The 17,441-nt window shown below is 49.8% G+C and carries 18 protein-coding genes and 1 riboswitch; of the genes, 1 reads left to right on the forward strand and 17 read right to left on the reverse strand.

The window, feature by feature from the left end:
* Positions 1 to 87: 87 nt before the first annotated feature.
* From cobJ to QMK20_RS24665, 11 genes are all read right to left on the reverse strand, one after another.
* Positions 88 to 1,920, reverse strand: coding sequence for a precorrin-3B C(17)-methyltransferase (gene cobJ, locus QMK20_RS24615; protein WP_283653668.1), 1,833 nt, complete (start codon positions 1,918 to 1,920; stop codon positions 88 to 90).
* 314 nt (positions 1,921 to 2,234) lie between these two features.
* Positions 2,235 to 2,420, reverse strand: a riboswitch (cobalamin riboswitch).
* Positions 2,421 to 2,477: 57 nt separating this feature from the next.
* Positions 2,478 to 3,032 carry an LOG family protein gene (locus tag QMK20_RS24620; protein ID WP_283653669.1) on the reverse strand — a complete coding sequence of 185 codons (555 nt, stop codon included), beginning with the start codon at positions 3,030 to 3,032 and terminating at the stop codon, positions 2,478 to 2,480.
* A 172-nt stretch (positions 3,033 to 3,204) separates the two neighbouring features.
* Entirely contained in the window at positions 3,205 to 4,050 is an 846-nt protein-coding gene (locus QMK20_RS24625; protein WP_283653670.1) for a uroporphyrinogen-III synthase, read from the reverse strand.
* Between the two features lie 107 nt (positions 4,051 to 4,157).
* Positions 4,158 to 5,324 (reverse strand): GerAB/ArcD/ProY family transporter, encoded by a 1,167-nt coding sequence (locus tag QMK20_RS24630; RefSeq protein ID WP_283653671.1) that lies wholly within the window; start codon positions 5,322 to 5,324, stop codon positions 4,158 to 4,160.
* Between the two features lie 104 nt (positions 5,325 to 5,428).
* On the reverse strand, positions 5,429 to 5,614 hold the full coding sequence (locus QMK20_RS24635) for a hypothetical protein (RefSeq protein ID WP_349361883.1): 186 nt from the start codon (positions 5,612 to 5,614) through the stop codon (positions 5,429 to 5,431).
* Positions 5,615 to 5,655: 41 nt separating this feature from the next.
* On the reverse strand, positions 5,656 to 5,880 hold the full coding sequence (locus tag QMK20_RS24640; RefSeq protein WP_283653672.1) for a hypothetical protein: 225 nt from the start codon (positions 5,878 to 5,880) through the stop codon (positions 5,656 to 5,658).
* The gene (locus QMK20_RS24645; RefSeq protein WP_349361884.1) at positions 5,873 to 7,102 is read right to left on the reverse strand and encodes a Ger(x)C family spore germination protein; all 1,230 of its coding nucleotides are present in this window, start codon (positions 7,100 to 7,102) and stop codon (positions 5,873 to 5,875) included. The genes QMK20_RS24640 and QMK20_RS24645 overlap by 8 nt, the downstream gene beginning before the upstream one ends.
* Positions 7,096 to 8,721, reverse strand: a complete 1,626-nt coding sequence (locus QMK20_RS24650; RefSeq protein ID WP_283653674.1) for a spore germination protein — start codon at positions 8,719 to 8,721, stop codon at positions 7,096 to 7,098. Before QMK20_RS24650 ends, QMK20_RS24645 begins: the two co-directional genes overlap by 7 nt.
* A 158-nt stretch (positions 8,722 to 8,879) precedes the next feature.
* Positions 8,880 to 9,215 (reverse strand): hypothetical protein, encoded by a 336-nt coding sequence (locus QMK20_RS24655; RefSeq protein ID WP_283653675.1) that lies wholly within the window; start codon positions 9,213 to 9,215, stop codon positions 8,880 to 8,882.
* 15 nt (positions 9,216 to 9,230) lie between these two features.
* Entirely contained in the window at positions 9,231 to 9,944 is a 714-nt protein-coding gene (locus QMK20_RS24660) for a pirin family protein (protein ID WP_283653676.1), read from the reverse strand.
* Positions 9,945 to 10,013: 69 nt separating this feature from the next.
* The gene (locus QMK20_RS24665; protein ID WP_283653677.1) at positions 10,014 to 10,871 is read right to left on the reverse strand and encodes a LysR family transcriptional regulator; all 858 of its coding nucleotides are present in this window, start codon (positions 10,869 to 10,871) and stop codon (positions 10,014 to 10,016) included.
* 177 nt (positions 10,872 to 11,048) lie between these two features.
* Here QMK20_RS24665 and QMK20_RS24670 point away from each other — a divergent pair, with 177 nt between their 5' ends.
* Positions 11,049 to 12,029: a DMT family transporter gene (locus tag QMK20_RS24670; protein ID WP_283653678.1), complete on the forward strand. Its 981-nt coding sequence runs from the start codon at positions 11,049 to 11,051 to the stop codon at positions 12,027 to 12,029.
* Between the two features lie 96 nt (positions 12,030 to 12,125).
* Here QMK20_RS24670 and QMK20_RS24675 read toward each other — a convergent pair whose 3' ends face one another.
* The 6 genes from QMK20_RS24675 to QMK20_RS24700 form a co-directional block, all read right to left on the reverse strand.
* Positions 12,126 to 14,117, reverse strand: a complete 1,992-nt coding sequence (locus QMK20_RS24675) for a methyl-accepting chemotaxis protein (RefSeq protein ID WP_283653679.1) — start codon at positions 14,115 to 14,117, stop codon at positions 12,126 to 12,128.
* A 156-nt stretch (positions 14,118 to 14,273) separates the two neighbouring features.
* Complete coding sequence (locus tag QMK20_RS24680; protein ID WP_283653680.1) at positions 14,274 to 14,681, reverse strand: DoxX family protein; 408 nt, start codon at positions 14,679 to 14,681, stop codon at positions 14,274 to 14,276.
* A 120-nt stretch (positions 14,682 to 14,801) separates the two neighbouring features.
* Positions 14,802 to 15,662 carry a M56 family metallopeptidase gene (locus QMK20_RS24685; RefSeq protein ID WP_283653681.1) on the reverse strand — a complete coding sequence of 287 codons (861 nt, stop codon included), beginning with the start codon at positions 15,660 to 15,662 and terminating at the stop codon, positions 14,802 to 14,804.
* Between the two features lie 3 nt (positions 15,663 to 15,665).
* Positions 15,666 to 16,079 (reverse strand): BlaI/MecI/CopY family transcriptional regulator, encoded by a 414-nt coding sequence (locus tag QMK20_RS24690; protein ID WP_014278583.1) that lies wholly within the window; start codon positions 16,077 to 16,079, stop codon positions 15,666 to 15,668.
* A 145-nt stretch (positions 16,080 to 16,224) separates the two neighbouring features.
* The gene (locus QMK20_RS24695) at positions 16,225 to 17,064 is read right to left on the reverse strand and encodes a winged helix-turn-helix transcriptional regulator (protein WP_283653682.1); all 840 of its coding nucleotides are present in this window, start codon (positions 17,062 to 17,064) and stop codon (positions 16,225 to 16,227) included.
* Complete coding sequence (locus QMK20_RS24700; protein ID WP_283653683.1) at positions 17,040 to 17,435, reverse strand: Fur family transcriptional regulator; 396 nt, start codon at positions 17,433 to 17,435, stop codon at positions 17,040 to 17,042. The genes QMK20_RS24695 and QMK20_RS24700 overlap by 25 nt, the downstream gene beginning before the upstream one ends.
* Positions 17,436 to 17,441 lie beyond the last annotated feature (6 nt).

Here is a 17,441-nt window from a genome sequence, read left to right on the forward strand (position 1 = left end):
TTTCCTCCTCATCAAAATAGGGATGACCTGCAAGACGCCCTATTTTATCTATATGCTTACATCCATAAAAACAGGCTTTCTAGCCCATTAATCACCACAAACGGCATTCACTTCCACTATTGCAGGCGCATCTTCATGCCGAAAACCCGCTACCACGCCCACACGCTTGAAAAATTTATGAAAACGCTCGTTCGGATGCCCTTTTTCCTTATATTCAGCGATGACGTTCTCAACGATATCCGTAATCTGATCCCCCGGAATGCCCTCTGCCACAGGTTGAGCGGCATGAGCGTTGCGTCCGAATTTTTTGCCGCCGAGGAACAGATCGTATCCTCCCTTGCGGTACACAATCCCGATATCCTCCAGCACCGCTCCATAGCAGGCCATACCGCAGCCGTTCAAAGCAATGCTCGTTTCCTTGGGTGCCTGCAATCCGCCCAGTACAACCTGTAGATGCTCTGCCACAGGCACAGCGTCATCCTTCTCCATATTGCAGAAGTCGCACGCCTTCACCTTAAACACATCGCCAATCGGCATCACGATGAATCGTTCATCCCGCAGCCGCCCTACCAGCTCCTCCGGGTCCGCGCACGGCACGCGCAGCACGATCTGGTGATCCGGCGTGTACTCCAGCTCGCCTTCATCACCCGCTACCTCGGCGAGCAGCGCCATCTGGCGAGCGGTGAACTTCTTGTTTCCCACGCCGGGGGAAACGCCCACCTCAAACAACGCAGGCTTGCCAAAGCTGCCTGTCGCTGTTGCAGCCGTAGCCACCGCTCCGGCCACGGCTGCCGTTCCAGCGACGCTCACGGCGGGCGCTTGCCCGCTCCAGCGCGCGCTCGCTTCGCCCGGCAGCTTACCGCCCGCAGCGAGGCGGCTCAGCGCCTCCGCTGCCAGCGATGCCGGGACCGCCCCGGCTTGCGCCGCAGGCGCGGCCTGCACGGCAGCCACCGCTTGCGGGCGTGCCTGCGTGGCAACCGCCGCAGCAGCACCGCTCGCGGAAGGCGCGGTCCCGCCAGCTCCCGCAGGGGCTGGCACTGCGGGAGCTGCGCCTGCCTGCGACGCATTCAGCGGGCGTTCCTCTTGCGCGCCCAGCGACCACGGCTCCGCTTCCGTGCGAAGCCGCTGATGCGGCTTGAGCGCCTGCTCGGTCGCATCCAGCGTATACTTGCGCTGATACCCGCGCGGCGTCACGATCAGGCCGTCATACACCATTGTCGAGGAATTGCCGATAATGACGGTCGTCAGCATACCGATATCATGGTTCAGCATGTCCTCCAGCGTCGTCACTACGACTTGCTGACGGTCACGGTAAGCACTCTTGACCAACCCGACCGGAGTCTGCGGATCACGGTAGCGCAACAAAATGGACTGCGTCTCAACTATCTGGCGTGTACGCCGACCACTGCGCGGATTGTACAGTGCAATGACAAAATCTGCCGAAGCTGCCGCTTCTACACGTTTCACAATCGTTTCCCAAGGGGTCAAATGGTCACTCAGACTGATCGTGCATGCATCATGCATGACGGGCGCACCCAACAGCGAAGCACAGGACTGAATCGCCGATATTCCCGGCACGACTTCTACCTCAACCCCGTCCTCACGACGCCACCCCTTTTGCATCAGCACTTCGTACACTAACCCGGCCATGCCATATACGCCTGCGTCTCCACTGGAAATGACGGCTACCTTCTTGCCCATCTCCGCCTGTCGAACCGCCTCCTGCGCACGGCTCACTTCCTCTGTCATCCCTGTGCGCACAATCTCCTGTCCGTTCAACAACGGACGGATCAGATCCACATAGGTGTTGTAGCCGATAATGACCTCACTCTCGGCCAGCGCATCCAGCGCCCGTTTGGTGATATGTTCCATATCCCCCGGTCCGAATCCAATCACGAGCAATTTTCCTAATTGGCTCATCGTTATCCTCCTTCTTAAATCTAGGCTATGTTTTCCACACTTCTATCTATTTCACTTGTATATGGACATCCTGTAACTCAAAAAAACCCATCCTGCCCGGATGGGTTTCCTATGTACGCATCGTATCATCAGACGGACACAGCATAAGAAGACACTTCTTGTCTTCCGCCATCGTGTCGTTGCTTTCCATCTGCCTGTTCACGCTTGAAACGCTTCTGCACGTTCAGCTCCACGCAAACCTGTAAGCAACATGGAAAAAGCAGCGTGCGCCTGATTTCCTGATTTCGTACACCCATCCTCTCCGCGAAGGTTAACGGTGCATACAGATCAAGGTAGGTCTCCTGGCTCGGCATCAACAGATTTTTTCGTCTTCCCCGTTTTCTTACGAGTGACGTCTGAAAAAATCCTCTTCCTTACAGTGGCGGGACCGCTCGGGACTTGCACCCGATTCCCTGTTACCCTTCGTTCCATCGCAAAGGCACCTTGTCTGTCCGCTATTTGATTATGGGTCTTATCATAACCTTGGCTCAATCAGTTGCGCAAGCATGAAAAACGCTTTATTTCAAGTTCTCTGCCTTATTTTTTAACATATGCAACAATTCGTCCGGGTCCGCAGAGATACTCAGCAGCGTTGGGTGGTCAACTCCGGTAAATCCCTCGCGCACACTATGACGCACCATTTCCGCCAACGGGTCAAAATATCCGTTCACATTCAGCAGCCCGATGGGCTTGCGATGAATGCCGATTTGCGCCCAACACAGCACCTCGAACAGCTCCTCAAAGGTTCCCAAGCCACCCGGAAGGGCAATGAATGCGTCGGCCATTTCGCTCATCACCGCTTTGCGTTCGTGCATGCTCGCCACCTCAATAAATTCGCTAACTCCCCGGTGGATAATCTCTGCATCGAATAAGAGGGTCGGCATAATCCCGGTGACCTGACCGCCCCCTGTCAGCATCGCATTCGCGACCTCGCCCATCAGCCCCTTGCTGGAGCCTCCATAGATTAAACGGACATGATGTCTCGCCATAGCCTCTCCAAGCTTGCCTGCCTCCTGAAGATATACCGATGAATGTCCGGGTCTGGACCCGGCAAATACACAAATGGAATTCATAACGTCTCAGCTCCTATTCTGGTATCCCGCATCGAGGCTTTTTCATTATATTAAATAAATATTTTCGCTATAACAAAAACTTCTGTCGATGCATTTCCAACAAAAAAAAGATAAAGACCCTGTAGGCCCTTATCTTCATTTTACCCTTTATCGCAAGGATATGGGTTAGTTTTCAGTTCACAACTTCAAGACCGCAGCCGTGCACCGAGGCGCTATGCTCAAAATATCTTCCCAGCTCCACCATCATAGCGCCCATTCGTTCCTCCACCGGAAACACAATCCGTTCAATCCCTTCCTCCAAAATGGACTGCGCCGTCACCTTGCCTACCGACACAGCGATCACATCCTGGCGAAAAGCTTCCAGCACGTCTTCCATCTGCTTCTGGTCCCTCGCATATTGAGCCAAAAAGCGGATCTGTGGACCGCTGGTGAACGTAACAGCATCAACATTACGATTCACGATATCCGCCAGCAACGCTTGCAAATTCGCTTCCTCTGGTGGAATATGCTTGTAAGGAAGCACCTGCCGGGTTACTGCCCCCTGCTCGTCCAGCCACTTCACCAGCCGTGGGGCCGGATCACCATGCAGCTGCAACAGCACTTCCTTCCCCTTCAGATCATACGGCGCAAAAGCACGCGTTAACCCGGTCAAGCTTCCATCCTCGTCTCGTACATCTGGCGTGAAGCCACGCTTTTTGAGTCCATTGACCGTCTTGTAGCCCCGCGCCGCAATATTTGAGCCTAGCAGCAGCTCCATAATCTGTTCCGCCACGCCCATATCCTCCGCCATATCGAACAGCGCGTCCAGCCCCATACCTGTCGTAAAAATGTTCCAGTCCGGCGGCCGCTTCACCCACGATACAACCGCATTGCGCAGCTCAATATCATCCAGAAAAACCGTGCCCTGGGCCGGACGCTGCACTGGCTCGCCTCCCATTTTTGCAACCAGCATTGCCATTTCGTCTGCTTTACGGGGACCGGCAAGAGCAACTCTCTTGCCTGCCATGCGTTGTGCCATCCTGTTCCCTCCCTTGTAGAAATCGAAGTCATAATCCTTTCTACCAAGTATACAATTAGAGGGCTGAAAGACAAATAAGAATTCTTTTTCCTATGAATACAGTAAACTTATAAGTTAGCTTGTTCTGTTCTGCTTGCCTGCTGGCTTTCTTGCTGGCTTTCTTGCTGGCTTGTGCTATCCTGCTTCTCTCCAGATGGCTTATGATATTCGTTATATTCTTCAGGCTTGGGTCGGAGCAGCAGCCATAGCACAAAAGGCATGAAGACAAAGAAAATAATCATCACCATCGTCCACTCCCGGCTAAAATCATAAATTTGGACGATATTAGAAAACAGCATAAAGGAACAGACATAACCCAACAAGCCTACGGGCCAAACCATCAGACTCCCCCGTGTATGGGCAAACATGCGCTTTACCGCCAAACTGGTAACGTACAGATCAACACCAATCTTTGTAAGCAGGGTTGGTACAGTCAGTGCAGCCACAAACAAGTCGAACCGATCCAGAAAGTCGGTTAACTGCAACTGACGCGCCAGTTCATACGATGGATAAAACAGCCGCGACAAGATAGGAACTCCAATAACCAGCTCCTCCAGCAGCACCATGATGATCATAAAAGCGGTTCCGGTCAAATGTCCTAGCCACGCGCTCCGGGGACCATAGCTTTTTCCCGAAATCACAAAAGGCAGCAGCATAATATCTGCCATATATCCGAGCATACGCCAGCTACCTTTGATAACTCCATTTACATCCGGGTGCAAAATCGGTCTCAGTGCCGAAAAATCCATATTACGCCCGAAAACAAGCGGCATCGTCAGCATCGTCAGAACCGACAACGGTACAAAAATCTCCGCCATATTCACAATCGTGCTTATACCGCCCTTAGCCATGAACGTTAAGGTCAGCAGCATAATAAGGGATATGACGACAATCGGAGTCAGCGGCAAAAGTACAATTCCAACCAGATCGGTAATAATTCTCAGATCTCGTGCAAAAATGATCAGGAATAAAATAATATAAACCACAAGCAGCATACGCCCTAGCACGGGGTGAGAGCTGACTATGGCCTGTAGCAGATCCTGATCCGGAAAACGCCGCTTAAGCTTCAACATCGCCCAGATCGGCAAGCATATTACGATGGCAGCAATCGCACAGGTCCAATAGGCATGCTGATGCGCGTAATCTGCTGCCTGCGTCGGAGCATGCACAATGGTAATACTGACCTCCATCAACATACCAAGCAGCACGATTTGTCTGGTTGTGAATTGCTTCATACAGGTACATCCTCCTTTTGGCCGCAGGCATCCATTACATGCGTTGCAATGCAGCCGACGTATGCATATCAATGAACCGGATCATTTCCAAGTCTTGCTTCATTCTACTTCCCCCGTTCTTCTCCTATACGCTTGGGTCGTAGCACAGGCACTATGGCTGCAACCACGCAGGTCCAATAGGCATGTCGTTCTGCGAACGCTGCCGCCTGTGAAGGAGCATGTAACAGGGTTATATTGGTCTCAAGCAACACACTGAGCAGTATGATTTGCCTGGTTGTGGACTGTTCCATGCACGAGATCCCCCTTTTTCCCCACAGGCATCTTGCTCTCTTTACAACACAGGAGGGATCCACATGTCAATGAAACGGCTTAGCCATGTGGCCACATATACGGAACTCTTTGTCAAGGTGCCGTATATCCAGATACCAATGCTAATGACATACAATACGCGTGAGACCCAGCGATTGACTGCAGGTGCAGATTTCAGACTTTTGCGGTCAATCAGATACATGAACAGCGTAGCCAGCACCAAAGGCAACAAAAATACTTTATTCATTTTGGATGTCCTCCTTTTTGATCCCGAATGGTTTGGTGACCGCACCGATATTCTCAATATGCACGATCGGATTTATGGTGACCTCCACCTTGGGATACAATTGCTCCCATCGAGGTTTAATCCGTTTCCATTCATCTGGACGACTCATAATGATAGCCCGGCCAAAGCCAAGTATGTCTGAATGATATTTTTGCTGAATAACCCGGACAGCCTCACCCAGCTCTTTCTTGATCTCTTCGGCAACCTGCTGCTCCAGCCACTTCAAATTTTCCCCATTGGATATATCGAAAGTGGTCTCATCCTCTCTTACATTCCCGTTGCAGTTCAGACGAATGGTCATTCGAATATCATCCCCCTGAATATGAGGCTTGATATGGACGTTATTTTCGATGAGATGAACGGATATATAACCAGCACCTTTAGGAGGGGGGATGAATATCTCCGTATCCTTAGCCTGCTCCATACCCAATAGCAGAAACCGGCTTAGATGGTTATCTATAATCCCCGTTACCCTGTCTTTGCGAAATACAGCCAGCCCATCCACCTGAATATTCGTCTTCTTGTCCTTTATGTTGGCGGGACCATTTTTTACGAGAGACATCACTGGCACAGCCGGGTCAATACCATCCATCAGGATTGAATTCATCAGCAATTTAATGGAGCGAGGTTTTTTCATATATGAGTAATTAAGCTCACGCACCATCTCTGCTGGATATTGCTCAATCGGGGCATCCGCCTGAAGCACTTCCAGCGTCGAGCCCTTCGTTATGACGACCAGCGAAGACAGACGGTTCTGCGGAATACGCGCCAGCACATCCATCATTTTGCTGATCCCCTCACGTGCCAGTGCCTCGCCGAATAATAGCACCCGCCGATGGGAATAATTCAGCGTTCGTGAAACCCCTCGCTGTTCCTCAGTGCTTGCTCCCCGGAAGCTTGGACCTATCTTGGACTCCAGATAATAGGATTTCGTTCCACTAGTACCTCCACCGCCTCCTGTGCTTCCCGAAGATCCGAGTTGTCCGGGAAGAGCAATTTGCATCGTTACACGGTATTGATCCCCTTCCTTATCCAACCCGGTCCCCATTACAAAGGCTACATCGTTCACTTCACGGCGATCCCAGCATCCACCCAAAAGAACAGAACAAAGCAGCAAACAGCTGAGCACAGCCGCTTTACGTACTTTCCCTGCATCAGACTCTTTGGGCTTCTTCATTACCATCCCTCCTCGGTTGTGGGCGATCCATTCATGTTTCCCTTCGCTCGTTTGTTGTTACCTTTTCCAATCCAGGAAGGACGTTTGGTCATTTTCCACCATGGCGCACGAACGACGATATCCTTTTGGTCCATGTGATTGTATGGGCTATACCCGCTCATGTAAGGCACACCAAACGACGTTAGCTTGGTTAAATGTGTAGCGAGCAGTGTGGTCGCGATAATGATTCCAAACAGCCCGAACACACCTGCCATCAGCATAATCGGGAACCGTAACATGCGGACCGTAATAGCAAAGTTAAAACGCGGAATAGTAAACGACGCAATACCTGTGAGCGACACGATAATAACCACCGGTGCCGACACAATTCCCGCCTGTACAGAGGCTTGACCGATAACAAGTGCACCGAGGATACTGACAGCCTGGCCGACCGTTTTGGGGAGACGAATCCCCGCTTCCCGTAACGCCTCAAAGGAAATCTCCATAATCAATGCTTCCACCAAGGCGGGGAAAGGGATAGATTCACGCGCCGCCGCAATGCTCAGGATGAGTGTCGTCGGCAGCATATCATGATGATAGGTCGTGACCGCTACATATAATGCAGGTAAAAAGAGGGCTAATATGAGAAAAAGAAACCGAATCCAGCGCACCATGTTACTGATGAAAAAACGCTCGTAATAGTCTTCGCTCGCTTGCATCATCTGCCACATCGTGACTGGCCCAATCAGGGCAAAGGGCGTACCGTCCACAAAAATGGCAAAACGTCCTTCCAGCAATTGCGCGGTAACCGTATCCGGACGTTCCGTGTATTCCATTTCCGGAAACGGTGAAAACGGGTGATCCTCAATCAGTTCCTCAATGTATCCTGTCTCCAGCACACCATCTATTTCGATATCGCTAAGCCTTTTTTTCACATCCTCCACCAGCTTCGGATCTATGATGCCCTCAATATAGGTAAGTACAACACCTGTTTGGGTTTCTGTTCCCATGGTCATGCTGTGCATCTTGAGCTTGGGGGTCTTCAGCTTGAATCGCAGCAAAGCGGTATTTACACGAAGGGTCTCGGTAAATCCTTCACGCGGCCCACGAATAACCGCCTCGGTCTGAGGCTCCTCCACGCCACGGCGGACGCCTCCCTTAGCACTGAAGATATACGCACGAGACTTACCGTCTACGAACAAGGCGGCATTGCCGTCCAGTATCGCCGCCGAGACCATTTTCCATTGATCCATCGTTTTGGTCTGGGACATGGAAATCCGAGTTTCATCCAGCGGATCTAATGTTCCGTTTACCTCGGGGTCGTTAAGCATCATGCCCAAAATGAAAGGTCGCAGGATATGATCCTGCAAATCCTCCGATTTCACCGTGCCTTCAATATAAGCCAACATCCCTTTGCGTTCAGGGGAAATCATCAGCTCTCGATAGACGATATCAGAGCAATCCTTGAAAATATCACGCAAAGCAGTCAAATTGTCTTCCAGACTGCTCCGTAACGGCTGTTCCAGCCATGATGGTTCAGGCAGTCCTTTAAGAGCATCGTAATTTCGTGTCTTGCGATCTGCAGCCGGAATCGTGCGCCGGCTCCACGGTAATCTCGGCAGCTTGGGAAAGTGAACTTTCTTCATCGTTATCCCCCTCTACGAATGGCCGATCAGGTATATGACATGTAGGATGTACCAGCCTGCGCAGGATTATGTATCCAACAGTCTCAGCATGTTGAATAGATGACAAAAAGACCCTGCAATCATGCAGAGTCTCCGAAAACATCATTATAAAATGGTGATTAATCTCCCCAATATTCGTCAGGATGGTACTCAATCTCAGAACCAGCTTCGAACGTAAGCTCCCCTGTCTGATCATTATATTTCACGCTTTCCGGGTTAACGTAATACCAATGCTTCACAATGGCTCCGTCCTCTGGCGTTACAAAACGGAATACATTCAGTTCCCTGCTATAACGCACAATCTCCACCGCTGCCTCACGCGGCAGCTCTTGAAGCGTGAAGCGAAACACGCCGTCCGCCGATTCCAAACGGCAATCCAAAGTCTGCTTGCGGCTGTCAGCAAAGCTGCGACCCGTGACGGCATGCTTGATCAGCCATGTTTCCTGCTGCGCCATTGCGCGCACCTCCTTTTAGGGCAAATCAATCAGCATATAAAAGACAGGCTCCTGTGCCTCCAGCGACAGCTTCGGCTCCTGCTCAATGCGGGCCGAATCGCGCCCGTTCAGCATATGTTCACCGTTCACACGCAGTGAGCCTTCGATAACAAACAAGAACACGCGTCGCCCCTCGGACTGTGTGAATTCCACACGCTCTCCGGTCTGAAGCTTGCTTAAATAAATCGTCAAATCCTGATTAATCGCAGCTATTTCGCCATCCGTGCCCGGAACACGCTTCCCGGCAACAACAGGCAGAAGCTGACCATGCAAACGATCCGGGTTGAACGCAGTAGCTTCATACGACGGTTCCAGTCCTCTCGTAAGCGGGCTAAACCACAATTGCAGCAGACTGACATCCTCTGTTTGCGAAGCGTTGTGCTCCGTATGGATGATCCCGTGGCCTGCGGACATCCGCTGGATACCTCCAAAATTCGTCACCGCCACATGTCCACGGTTGTCCTCATGACGCAGCTCGCCGTACAGCACAATAGAGACAATCTCCATATCACTATGCGGATGCGCCCCAAAGCCTCGTCCCGGTGCGATCACGTCGTCATTACAGACACGCATGGGACCAAACTCTGTATTGTTATCATCCTGATATTCCGCGAATGAAAAGCTGTGACTGCCCCGCAGCCATCCCTTATCGAAGCTGAATCGGGAAGCAGCCGGATATATTGTGAACATAGTAGCCCTCCTTCAGGAAGAAAAATGAGATCAAATCTTTTTCATTGTACCTGAGCCCCAACGATAAAGCTATGCCCCCGTCTGGGCGATAATTTCATCCATAAAAGACTGCAAGGTACTGGTCACATAGGCTTCCTTACGACGGATAAATACCGTTGTCACTTCGTTGTACGGCTCAGGCATTGCATGACAATGCACCAGACCCCGGGCAGCCAGCCCGCTGATCGAGGATTCAGGAAAAACCGTCATTCCAATGCCAGCCGCCACACTGCCGATAATCGTCTCGAATGTTCCAAACTCCATAATCTGCTTGGGAATAATGCCCTCCATCTTGAGCCAGGTTTCCAGCCGCCCACGGTAGCCGCAGCCTTTTTTATATAAAAGGAGCGGACGGGTCGTTACATCCTCAACGGAAAAGTCATCTCCTTGGGAAACAAGGACCAGCTTTTCCTGAAACACATCCAACTGTTCAATGAGGGGATGCTTCACCGGTCCGGTCACAAAGGCACCATCCAGCCTCATCTCCGCAACCTCCTGTACCAGGTGCTCCGTAACCCCTGCCTTGAGGGACAGCTCGACATCCGGGTACTTGCTATAGTAAGCATGTAAAATCGCCGGGAGAGCGATCACTGTCTCCACGATTCCTATCTCCAACACCCCCGAGGGCGCTGAGGTACTCTGAAACGCATGTTTCATTTCCTCGAATTGCGACAAAATGCTTTTCGTATATTGCAACAGACGCTTGCCCTCCGCGTTGAGGATCATGCCCCGCTTATGTCTATAAAATAAAGGCGTTTGCAGCTCCTTTTCCAGTAGCTTGATTCTGGCCGTTACATTGGACTGGACATAGCTAAGCTCGGCTGCCGCCTTGCTGACACTGCCATGAGCAGCCACCGTCTGGAAAATGTTTAAGTCGTTCAGATCCACTACTGCTCCCCCTTATCGTGAAGGACAAGGCCATCAAAATTGACGTACCTTGTCACTTATTATCATTTTAAATGATGATAACGTTTATTTTCAATCATTTTACCAACAGCTCCCTATCCATTATGATGTGTCTAAGATATGTCCGCTGCGGCCGGCAAGGAGGAGCTTTCTTTCACCATGAATAGACAAATCATGACCGGATCTTTATTGTGCCTGATCGCCAGTATGTCCTGGGGGGCCATGTTTCCGGTTTCGCACATTGCATTGCAACAAGTCAATCCGCTGTACTTTTCATTTTTACGTTATTTTTCGGTTACGCTCATACTGATCGTGCTATTGTGGCTCAAAGAGGGACGTGCTGCTTTTCGCTTTGAGGGCAAGGGCAAGACATTGCTGTTCTTTGGTACGATGGGATTTACCATTTATAATATGGCCGTTTTCCAGGGACAGCACGCGATGGGTGCAGCAGGTACCATTGTAGCTTCTATTATGGAAGTGCTGATGCCGATGATTTCGATTGCGATGATATGGGTCATGACCCGTAAAATGCCGCCAAAATACACACTGATCAGTATGATGATCGCACTGGCTGGAGCTGTACTCGTGATTACAAACGGAAAATGGACCTTTTTCACACTCGCCGGACAGCATTTGCTGCCGCTGCTGCTCATTTTCGCAGGGGTGATTGGGTGGGTCGTGTATTCCATGGGAGGCAGCCATTTTGCAGGGTGGTCCACTCTTCGATACTCTACCTTAACCTGCCTGCTCGGAACTCTGGTTTCCTTTGTAGTCGTCACAACCGCCTCCGCCTTCAACTGGGTTGCGGTACCAGACTGGCAGCATGTATGGTCGGTCAAATATGAAATGAGCTTTATGATCCTGCTTCCGGGGCTGGCAGCCTTGCTGAGCTGGAATGCCGGAATCCGAATGCTGTCACCACTGAACGGAATTTTGTTTATTAACTTTGTACCGATTACCACACTGGTGCTTATGTATTTCCAAGGCTATACCATCAGCCATTTTGAACTGTACGGGACATTGCTGGTCATTTTCGCGCTGCTGCTCAACAATATGGTTCAGAGAAGTTCTCTACGCACTTCCGACAGTCCGCGCCGCATGCGTTTTCGGCTGGATCGTCGCAAGTCATTCCAAAGATAATTTTTGTACCTACGACAAAGAAGTTGTGGCAAAATGCATGTAAAAAAAAGCGCCCGGACATGAGATAAACTCATGTATCCGGGCGCTTTTATCGTTTTATTGATCTTTTCCTTCTACTTGGAAACGTCCGACCAGTTCGCGCAGTTCCTCTGCCATTTGGCTTAGGTCCGCTGAGGAAGAAGCAATTTCCTCAATAGAAGCGAGCTGCTGCTCAGCGGCGGCTGAGATCGACTCCGTGTTGCCCGCTGCCTCGTTCGAAATATGGGAAATATCGCTCATAATACTCACGACACCTGACGCACCCCGAGCCATTTCCTGTGTCACTCCGGTAATGTCATTGATATGCTCCATCGCTCGTTCCACGGCATGGCTAATTTCTGCAAAGGATTGCTCCGACGTGCTTACCGAATCAATTCCTTCCGTAACTCGTGTCCGTGCTTGGTGCATAGCTGTCAAAGCATGGTTCATATCCACCTGCATCGCATCAATACGCTGCGAAATCAAGGTAGCCGATTTGGCCGATTCCTCGGCCAGCTTACGTACCTCTGTCGCAACCACAGCAAACCCTTTACCATGATCCCCGGCGCGTGCCGCCTCAATGGACGCGTTTAGTGCCAGCAGATTCGTCTGTTTAGCAATTCCGGATATAACGCTGATAATATTCACAATTTCACCGGAGCGCTCGCTAAGAGAATCCATCGCCTGTCCCAGATCATTAACCGTCTCGTCGATGTCATGCATCTTCTGTACAGCTTGCGTAGCTGCCTTGCTGCCCTCTTGAGCTGACTCGGCATTTCGCTTCACATTCTCAGATACGCCCATCATTCGCTCGGATACATTCTCAGCCTGCCGGGCAAGCTCCTCCATACGCCCGGAGCCATATTTTACACTCTGAACCTGACGTTCGCTGCCTACGGCTACATCCTGAATAGCAATGGTGACATGCTCGATGGCTTTGGTCGTCTGATCTGCACCCGCAGCCAGCTCCTCTGCCGAGGAACCTACCCGATCTGTTGTTTCGTGTACGCTTCGAATCATCGTACGTAAACTGTCCACCATCGTTTGAAAATGGGAAGATAACTCGCCAACCTCATCTGTTTTTCCGGTTTCCAGATCTCCCGTCAAATCTCCTTCACTGATTCGCTCTGCCGATTTTTGCAGCCTGCGGATCGGCACCAGAACCGAACGGGTGATCAGGAAAATCGCAACAAGCGCAATCACCAACGAGGCTGCCAGCACGAAAATAGTTACGTAACGCATGGCAGCGGTGGCATCGCTAATTTCAGATTGATGGAAGGTTCCTGCAATTTTCCAGCCGGTATCCTCATTCGTTACATAGGTCAAATATTTCTCATGATTATCATGCACGTAGTTAAAGTTTCCGCTCGACGCAGTGTACATCGTATTAATAAAGCTTTCCTGAGAAGATGTACCCGGTTTAGCCGTAGGATGGACCACAAATTTTTTCGTATGGTCCATAATGACGATATACCCTTCCTGCCCCACTTTGATGGAAGCCAGCTTACGTACACTTTCCAGATTCAGAGAGATTCCGAGAACACCGGACTGGTCGGAGAGCGTTTGAGATACCACGACAACAGGAATACCCGAAGAATTGATGATGACAGGGGTGATCATCACCTTACCGGGCTGCTTCATCGCTTCGATGTACCATGGTCGTTTGCGGGGATCAAATGTACCTTCGTTCTCCTTGGGTACGCCGCGAATCATCAAGCCCTCTGTTGTACCGACAAAAATATCGTTCGCATCTTCGTGTAAGCCTTTGTATTGGATCAGCTCAGGCTGAATCAACGGACTATTTCGACCGTCAATCATCGATCTGTCGAGGCGCTCCGCCAAATAACTCGCATCTTTAATTTTACTGGCGATTGCATATTCAATAATTGAGTTGGCCGTCGCTACCCCCTGATTTGCACTGCTGTAGAGCTGTTTCTCCATAGCATTAAATGATGATTTATAGGTCGCGATAGATATACTTAAGCTTGGTAACAACAAAACAAGTAAAAATCCTAAAATCAGCTTGTTCCTGAGTGTCCAAATGGTTTTTCTCTTTCGCATTTTTTCCATGTGTTTTTCCCCTTTACTTGAAAAGCTATGTTTTTGAAATTACACTCGATGGAAGTTATATCGGTTAAATAAAGCAAATGATTTACATCCAATTTTCATAAATGAGCAAAATAAAAAAACCGCGCCCTGAGACTAAGGACGCGGTTATATGATCATTTAGACCTGTACGTTACTGCTTTCATGCTTTTTACGGCTGAACAACTGATCCAGCGAAAGAAAACGTGCGCCAACCAACGCTTGCTGGAGACTGGCGAACAGAACCAGAAGATCAAATTCAATCGAGCCAAAGGGCTGTCCTTTTTTAGCAGTCAGCAATACACCGATCATAACGATGGTCAATGCTGCCCCGGCGAGTCGTGTCCCCATGCCCAGGACAAGCGCAATACCGCCAACTAGCTCAACTGTAGCGACCACAGGAGCCAACCATCCAGGAAGTCCGATACTTTGGAAGAAACCTGAGGTACCGTCTAATCCCTGAAATTTTTGTGAACCGTGAACAATAAAAATAACCCCTGTAAAGATTCGTACCAACAGTAATCCAATATTCGTAAGTGTTTGATTCATATGCTCATCTCCTCTTAATTTGTGTACAGATTAGGTAATCAACACTACAAAATGTAGTGTATTATGCATCAATAATCGGTAGCGCATAAAGCGCCACCCATTAGGATATATCTTGCCAAACTACATTAACGCCAGGGCAAACATAAGCGTCAGCATCACTAGCACATAGCTGGATAACATAATCGAACGCCAGGGCAATTGGATTACCGGCTCTTGCTGAGGGTCTAGAATACGTGAGATCCGATAATTAATGGACGTTTCTGCAAAAGAGGAACAAGCGGCGGAATTCACCAGATGGGCATTCGCGGGCGTCATTCTCAGCAGTTTGAGCAATGCACTTCCAATTCCCATTGGTGAACCTGTGCGTTTAATTGCTTCATTGTCAGCCAAAATTTCACGGGCTATCTTATAATGGTTGGTAATATGACGCAGCACCGGCAAGTAGAACAGCAATGTGGCGCACATTTGCAGCAACCATGTCTTTAATGGATCATAATGCTTCATATGATACGCTTCATGGTATATGACAGCCTCTTCCTCGTACTTGTCCAGTAGGGACAGCAATGCGGAGGATAATACAATGCGAGGCTTCCATAATCCCATGGTGAAAGCGGCAGGCTTGGCATAATCAATGACCCAAATCCGGTCGGCTCCCAGTTCACGATATCGTTCACCCAGTGCCTCCGTCAGCGGCAGGTCACGCATCCGGCGCAGTCTGCGGAAAGCCGCCCTTGTAGCCATACACTGCCGTATCGCTTCTACCCCGGCAATCCCAAAGGTGAGAAAGACGAGTCCACTGAGGGCATCCACCATGTAGCCAATTCCATAGTTCTGCAACAGACTTCTACAAATCTGAAACACGTTAAAATCCAATTTCCAGCCGAAAATATGCTGCCCGGCGTACATACCCATCTGTATAAGGGCGAAACCCGAAATAAAGGCGCCTGCTGTAAACAGTAATTTAGAACGTGTTTTCCACATCGTCTATATATCCTTTTTCCATTGTTTAATTTTTTGTTCCAGACGTTCGATCAGCATAGGATCGGCCACCTCCAGAGCATCAATCATATGATTTACAGCGAGTGGACCGAATTCATCCACCAGTTCGTGGCTTAACTCCTTGGACTGTTCATCCCTGAATTCTTCCCTGCTCAAAACCGGTCGATACAAAGACGTTCTCCCGCGTATACTCTTACTCAGTATTCCCTTTTCCACCAGACGGTTCATCACGGTCATCACCGTATTGAAATTAAAGTCCCGATCCCCCTCCAACGCGGTCTGCACTTCTTTGATGCTCCGATCCGAAGTGGACCATAAAATATCCATAATTTTGGCTTCCAGAGGTCCGAAAAATCGGTTGAGTCCGGTTTCGCCAGTTTTAAAATTCAGTCGTTTCATAAGAAGCACCTCACACTACCGATTGTAGTGTATATATCCTGATAAAGTCAACCGTCACACCTAATGTCAGTTTCTTCAAAGGGATTTATATACATCCGCCGAATGTCTCCATCCGGCGGCAATTCATAGCCTGATCAGCTTCAGTTCAATCCGCCAATCTGTAGCCAACACCTCTTACCGTTGCAATATATTCAGGCTCCGCAGGCCGGTCGCCCAGCTTCTTGCGCAAGCTTTTAACATGCACATCCACGACATTGCTGCCGCCTACAAAATCCGTCTCCCAGATATCATGCATCATCTGCTCCCGAGAAATGACTTTGCCTTGAGCATCAATCAGCTTCAACAACAAATCATATTCCGTTTTGGTCAGATTTAATTGATTCTCTTCTTTATATACTAACATTTTATCACGGTCAATCCAGATGTCCTTGAACACCGTACGACGGCTGCCTTGCGTTGCCTGACGGGAAGCTGCCGGATGACGTACAATCATCCGTTCAATGTCATGCACCATATGATTAGAAGCCAGCGGCCATACCAGCACCTCTTCCGAAGGAAGCAGCTCATGCGCACGAACAGCCATCCGATCCTGAATCACATACATAACGGGTGTATCTTTCATCTGTTCCGCCTCAAGACGATTACGGATATCCAGTAATTCACTCCGTGTATCGGTAGCGGTCAAATCGTAAATCAGCAGATCGCTTCCCAAATGACGTTGTACTTCAGGCTCCCAGCGATGGAACACCATCACATCAAAGCACGCGTCTGACAACGTACGTACCAAACCATGAACGACACCCGGAACCGAGCTGATCAGAACGATGCGGCGTGTAGTCGGGCAGTACAACGGCTCATTGGAAGGAACCGTCTGTAACGCAGGGGCAGAGGGAGCGGATAACATCGTTGTCCAGTTACCCTTCACCCGTTTAGGCATCTCGGCTGCTGTGAAACGATTCGTTATTTGATTCGCTTGCTTTGGCATTCCTTACACACTCCTCCGAATACGACATGGGCATGGGCGATGGTATATCCCGTTTCATGTGCAACCGTCTCGATCCAATCATGTGGAACCTCGCTCATCACTTCATCTACCCGTCCACATACCTGACAAATAATATGCTGATGATCATCCATTCGTCCATCATAACGACTGGCAGCTTCCCCTAGCTTCAACTCGCGGATCAATTCCTTATCTGTTAAATAACGTAGCGAATTATATACCGTTCCATAGGCAAGATTATATCCGCGCTCCATCAACCGGTTCATAACATGTGCTGCGGTAGGATGATCGTGGGCCTCACGAACCACATCATATACCGCTTGGCGCTGCGAAGTTAAATTTAAAGTTCTCATACCGCA

It is taken from the genome of Paenibacillus sp. RC334 (assembly GCF_030034735.1).
GTDB lineage: Bacteria > Bacillota > Bacilli > Paenibacillales > Paenibacillaceae > Paenibacillus > Paenibacillus terrae_A.

Coding starts and splice junctions, on each gene's coding strand:
- QMK20_RS24700 (WP_283653683.1), bottom strand. CDS start 17,435: ATGAGAACTTTAAATTTAACTTCGCAGCGCCAAGCGGTATATGATGTG.
- QMK20_RS24670 (WP_283653678.1), top strand. CDS start 11,049: ATGAATAGACAAATCATGACCGGATCTTTATTGTGCCTGATCGCCAGT.
- QMK20_RS24630 (WP_283653671.1), bottom strand. CDS start 5,324: ATGAAGCAATTCACAACCAGACAAATCGTGCTGCTTGGTATGTTGATG.
- cobJ (WP_283653668.1), bottom strand. CDS start 1,920: ATGAGCCAATTAGGAAAATTGCTCGTGATTGGATTCGGACCGGGGGAT.
- QMK20_RS24620 (WP_283653669.1), bottom strand. CDS start 3,032: ATGAATTCCATTTGTGTATTTGCCGGGTCCAGACCCGGACATTCATCG.
- QMK20_RS24635 (WP_349361883.1), bottom strand. CDS start 5,614: ATGGAACAGTCCACAACCAGGCAAATCATACTGCTCAGTGTGTTGCTT.
- QMK20_RS24625 (WP_283653670.1), bottom strand. CDS start 4,050: ATGGCACAACGCATGGCAGGCAAGAGAGTTGCTCTTGCCGGTCCCCGT.
- QMK20_RS24660 (WP_283653676.1), bottom strand. CDS start 9,944: ATGTTCACAATATATCCGGCTGCTTCCCGATTCAGCTTCGATAAGGGA.
- QMK20_RS24690 (WP_014278583.1), bottom strand. CDS start 16,079: ATGAAACGACTGAATTTTAAAACTGGCGAAACCGGACTCAACCGATTT.
- QMK20_RS24675 (WP_283653679.1), bottom strand. CDS start 14,117: ATGGAAAAAATGCGAAAGAGAAAAACCATTTGGACACTCAGGAACAAG.
- QMK20_RS24655 (WP_283653675.1), bottom strand. CDS start 9,215: ATGGCGCAGCAGGAAACATGGCTGATCAAGCATGCCGTCACGGGTCGC.
- QMK20_RS24650 (WP_283653674.1), bottom strand. CDS start 8,721: ATGAAGAAAGTTCACTTTCCCAAGCTGCCGAGATTACCGTGGAGCCGG.
- QMK20_RS24680 (WP_283653680.1), bottom strand. CDS start 14,681: ATGAATCAAACACTTACGAATATTGGATTACTGTTGGTACGAATCTTT.
- QMK20_RS24695 (WP_283653682.1), bottom strand. CDS start 17,064: ATGCCAAAGCAAGCGAATCAAATAACGAATCGTTTCACAGCAGCCGAG.
- QMK20_RS24685 (WP_283653681.1), bottom strand. CDS start 15,662: ATGTGGAAAACACGTTCTAAATTACTGTTTACAGCAGGCGCCTTTATT.
- QMK20_RS24640 (WP_283653672.1), bottom strand. CDS start 5,880: ATGAATAAAGTATTTTTGTTGCCTTTGGTGCTGGCTACGCTGTTCATG.
- QMK20_RS24645 (WP_349361884.1), bottom strand. CDS start 7,102: ATGGTAATGAAGAAGCCCAAAGAGTCTGATGCAGGGAAAGTACGTAAA.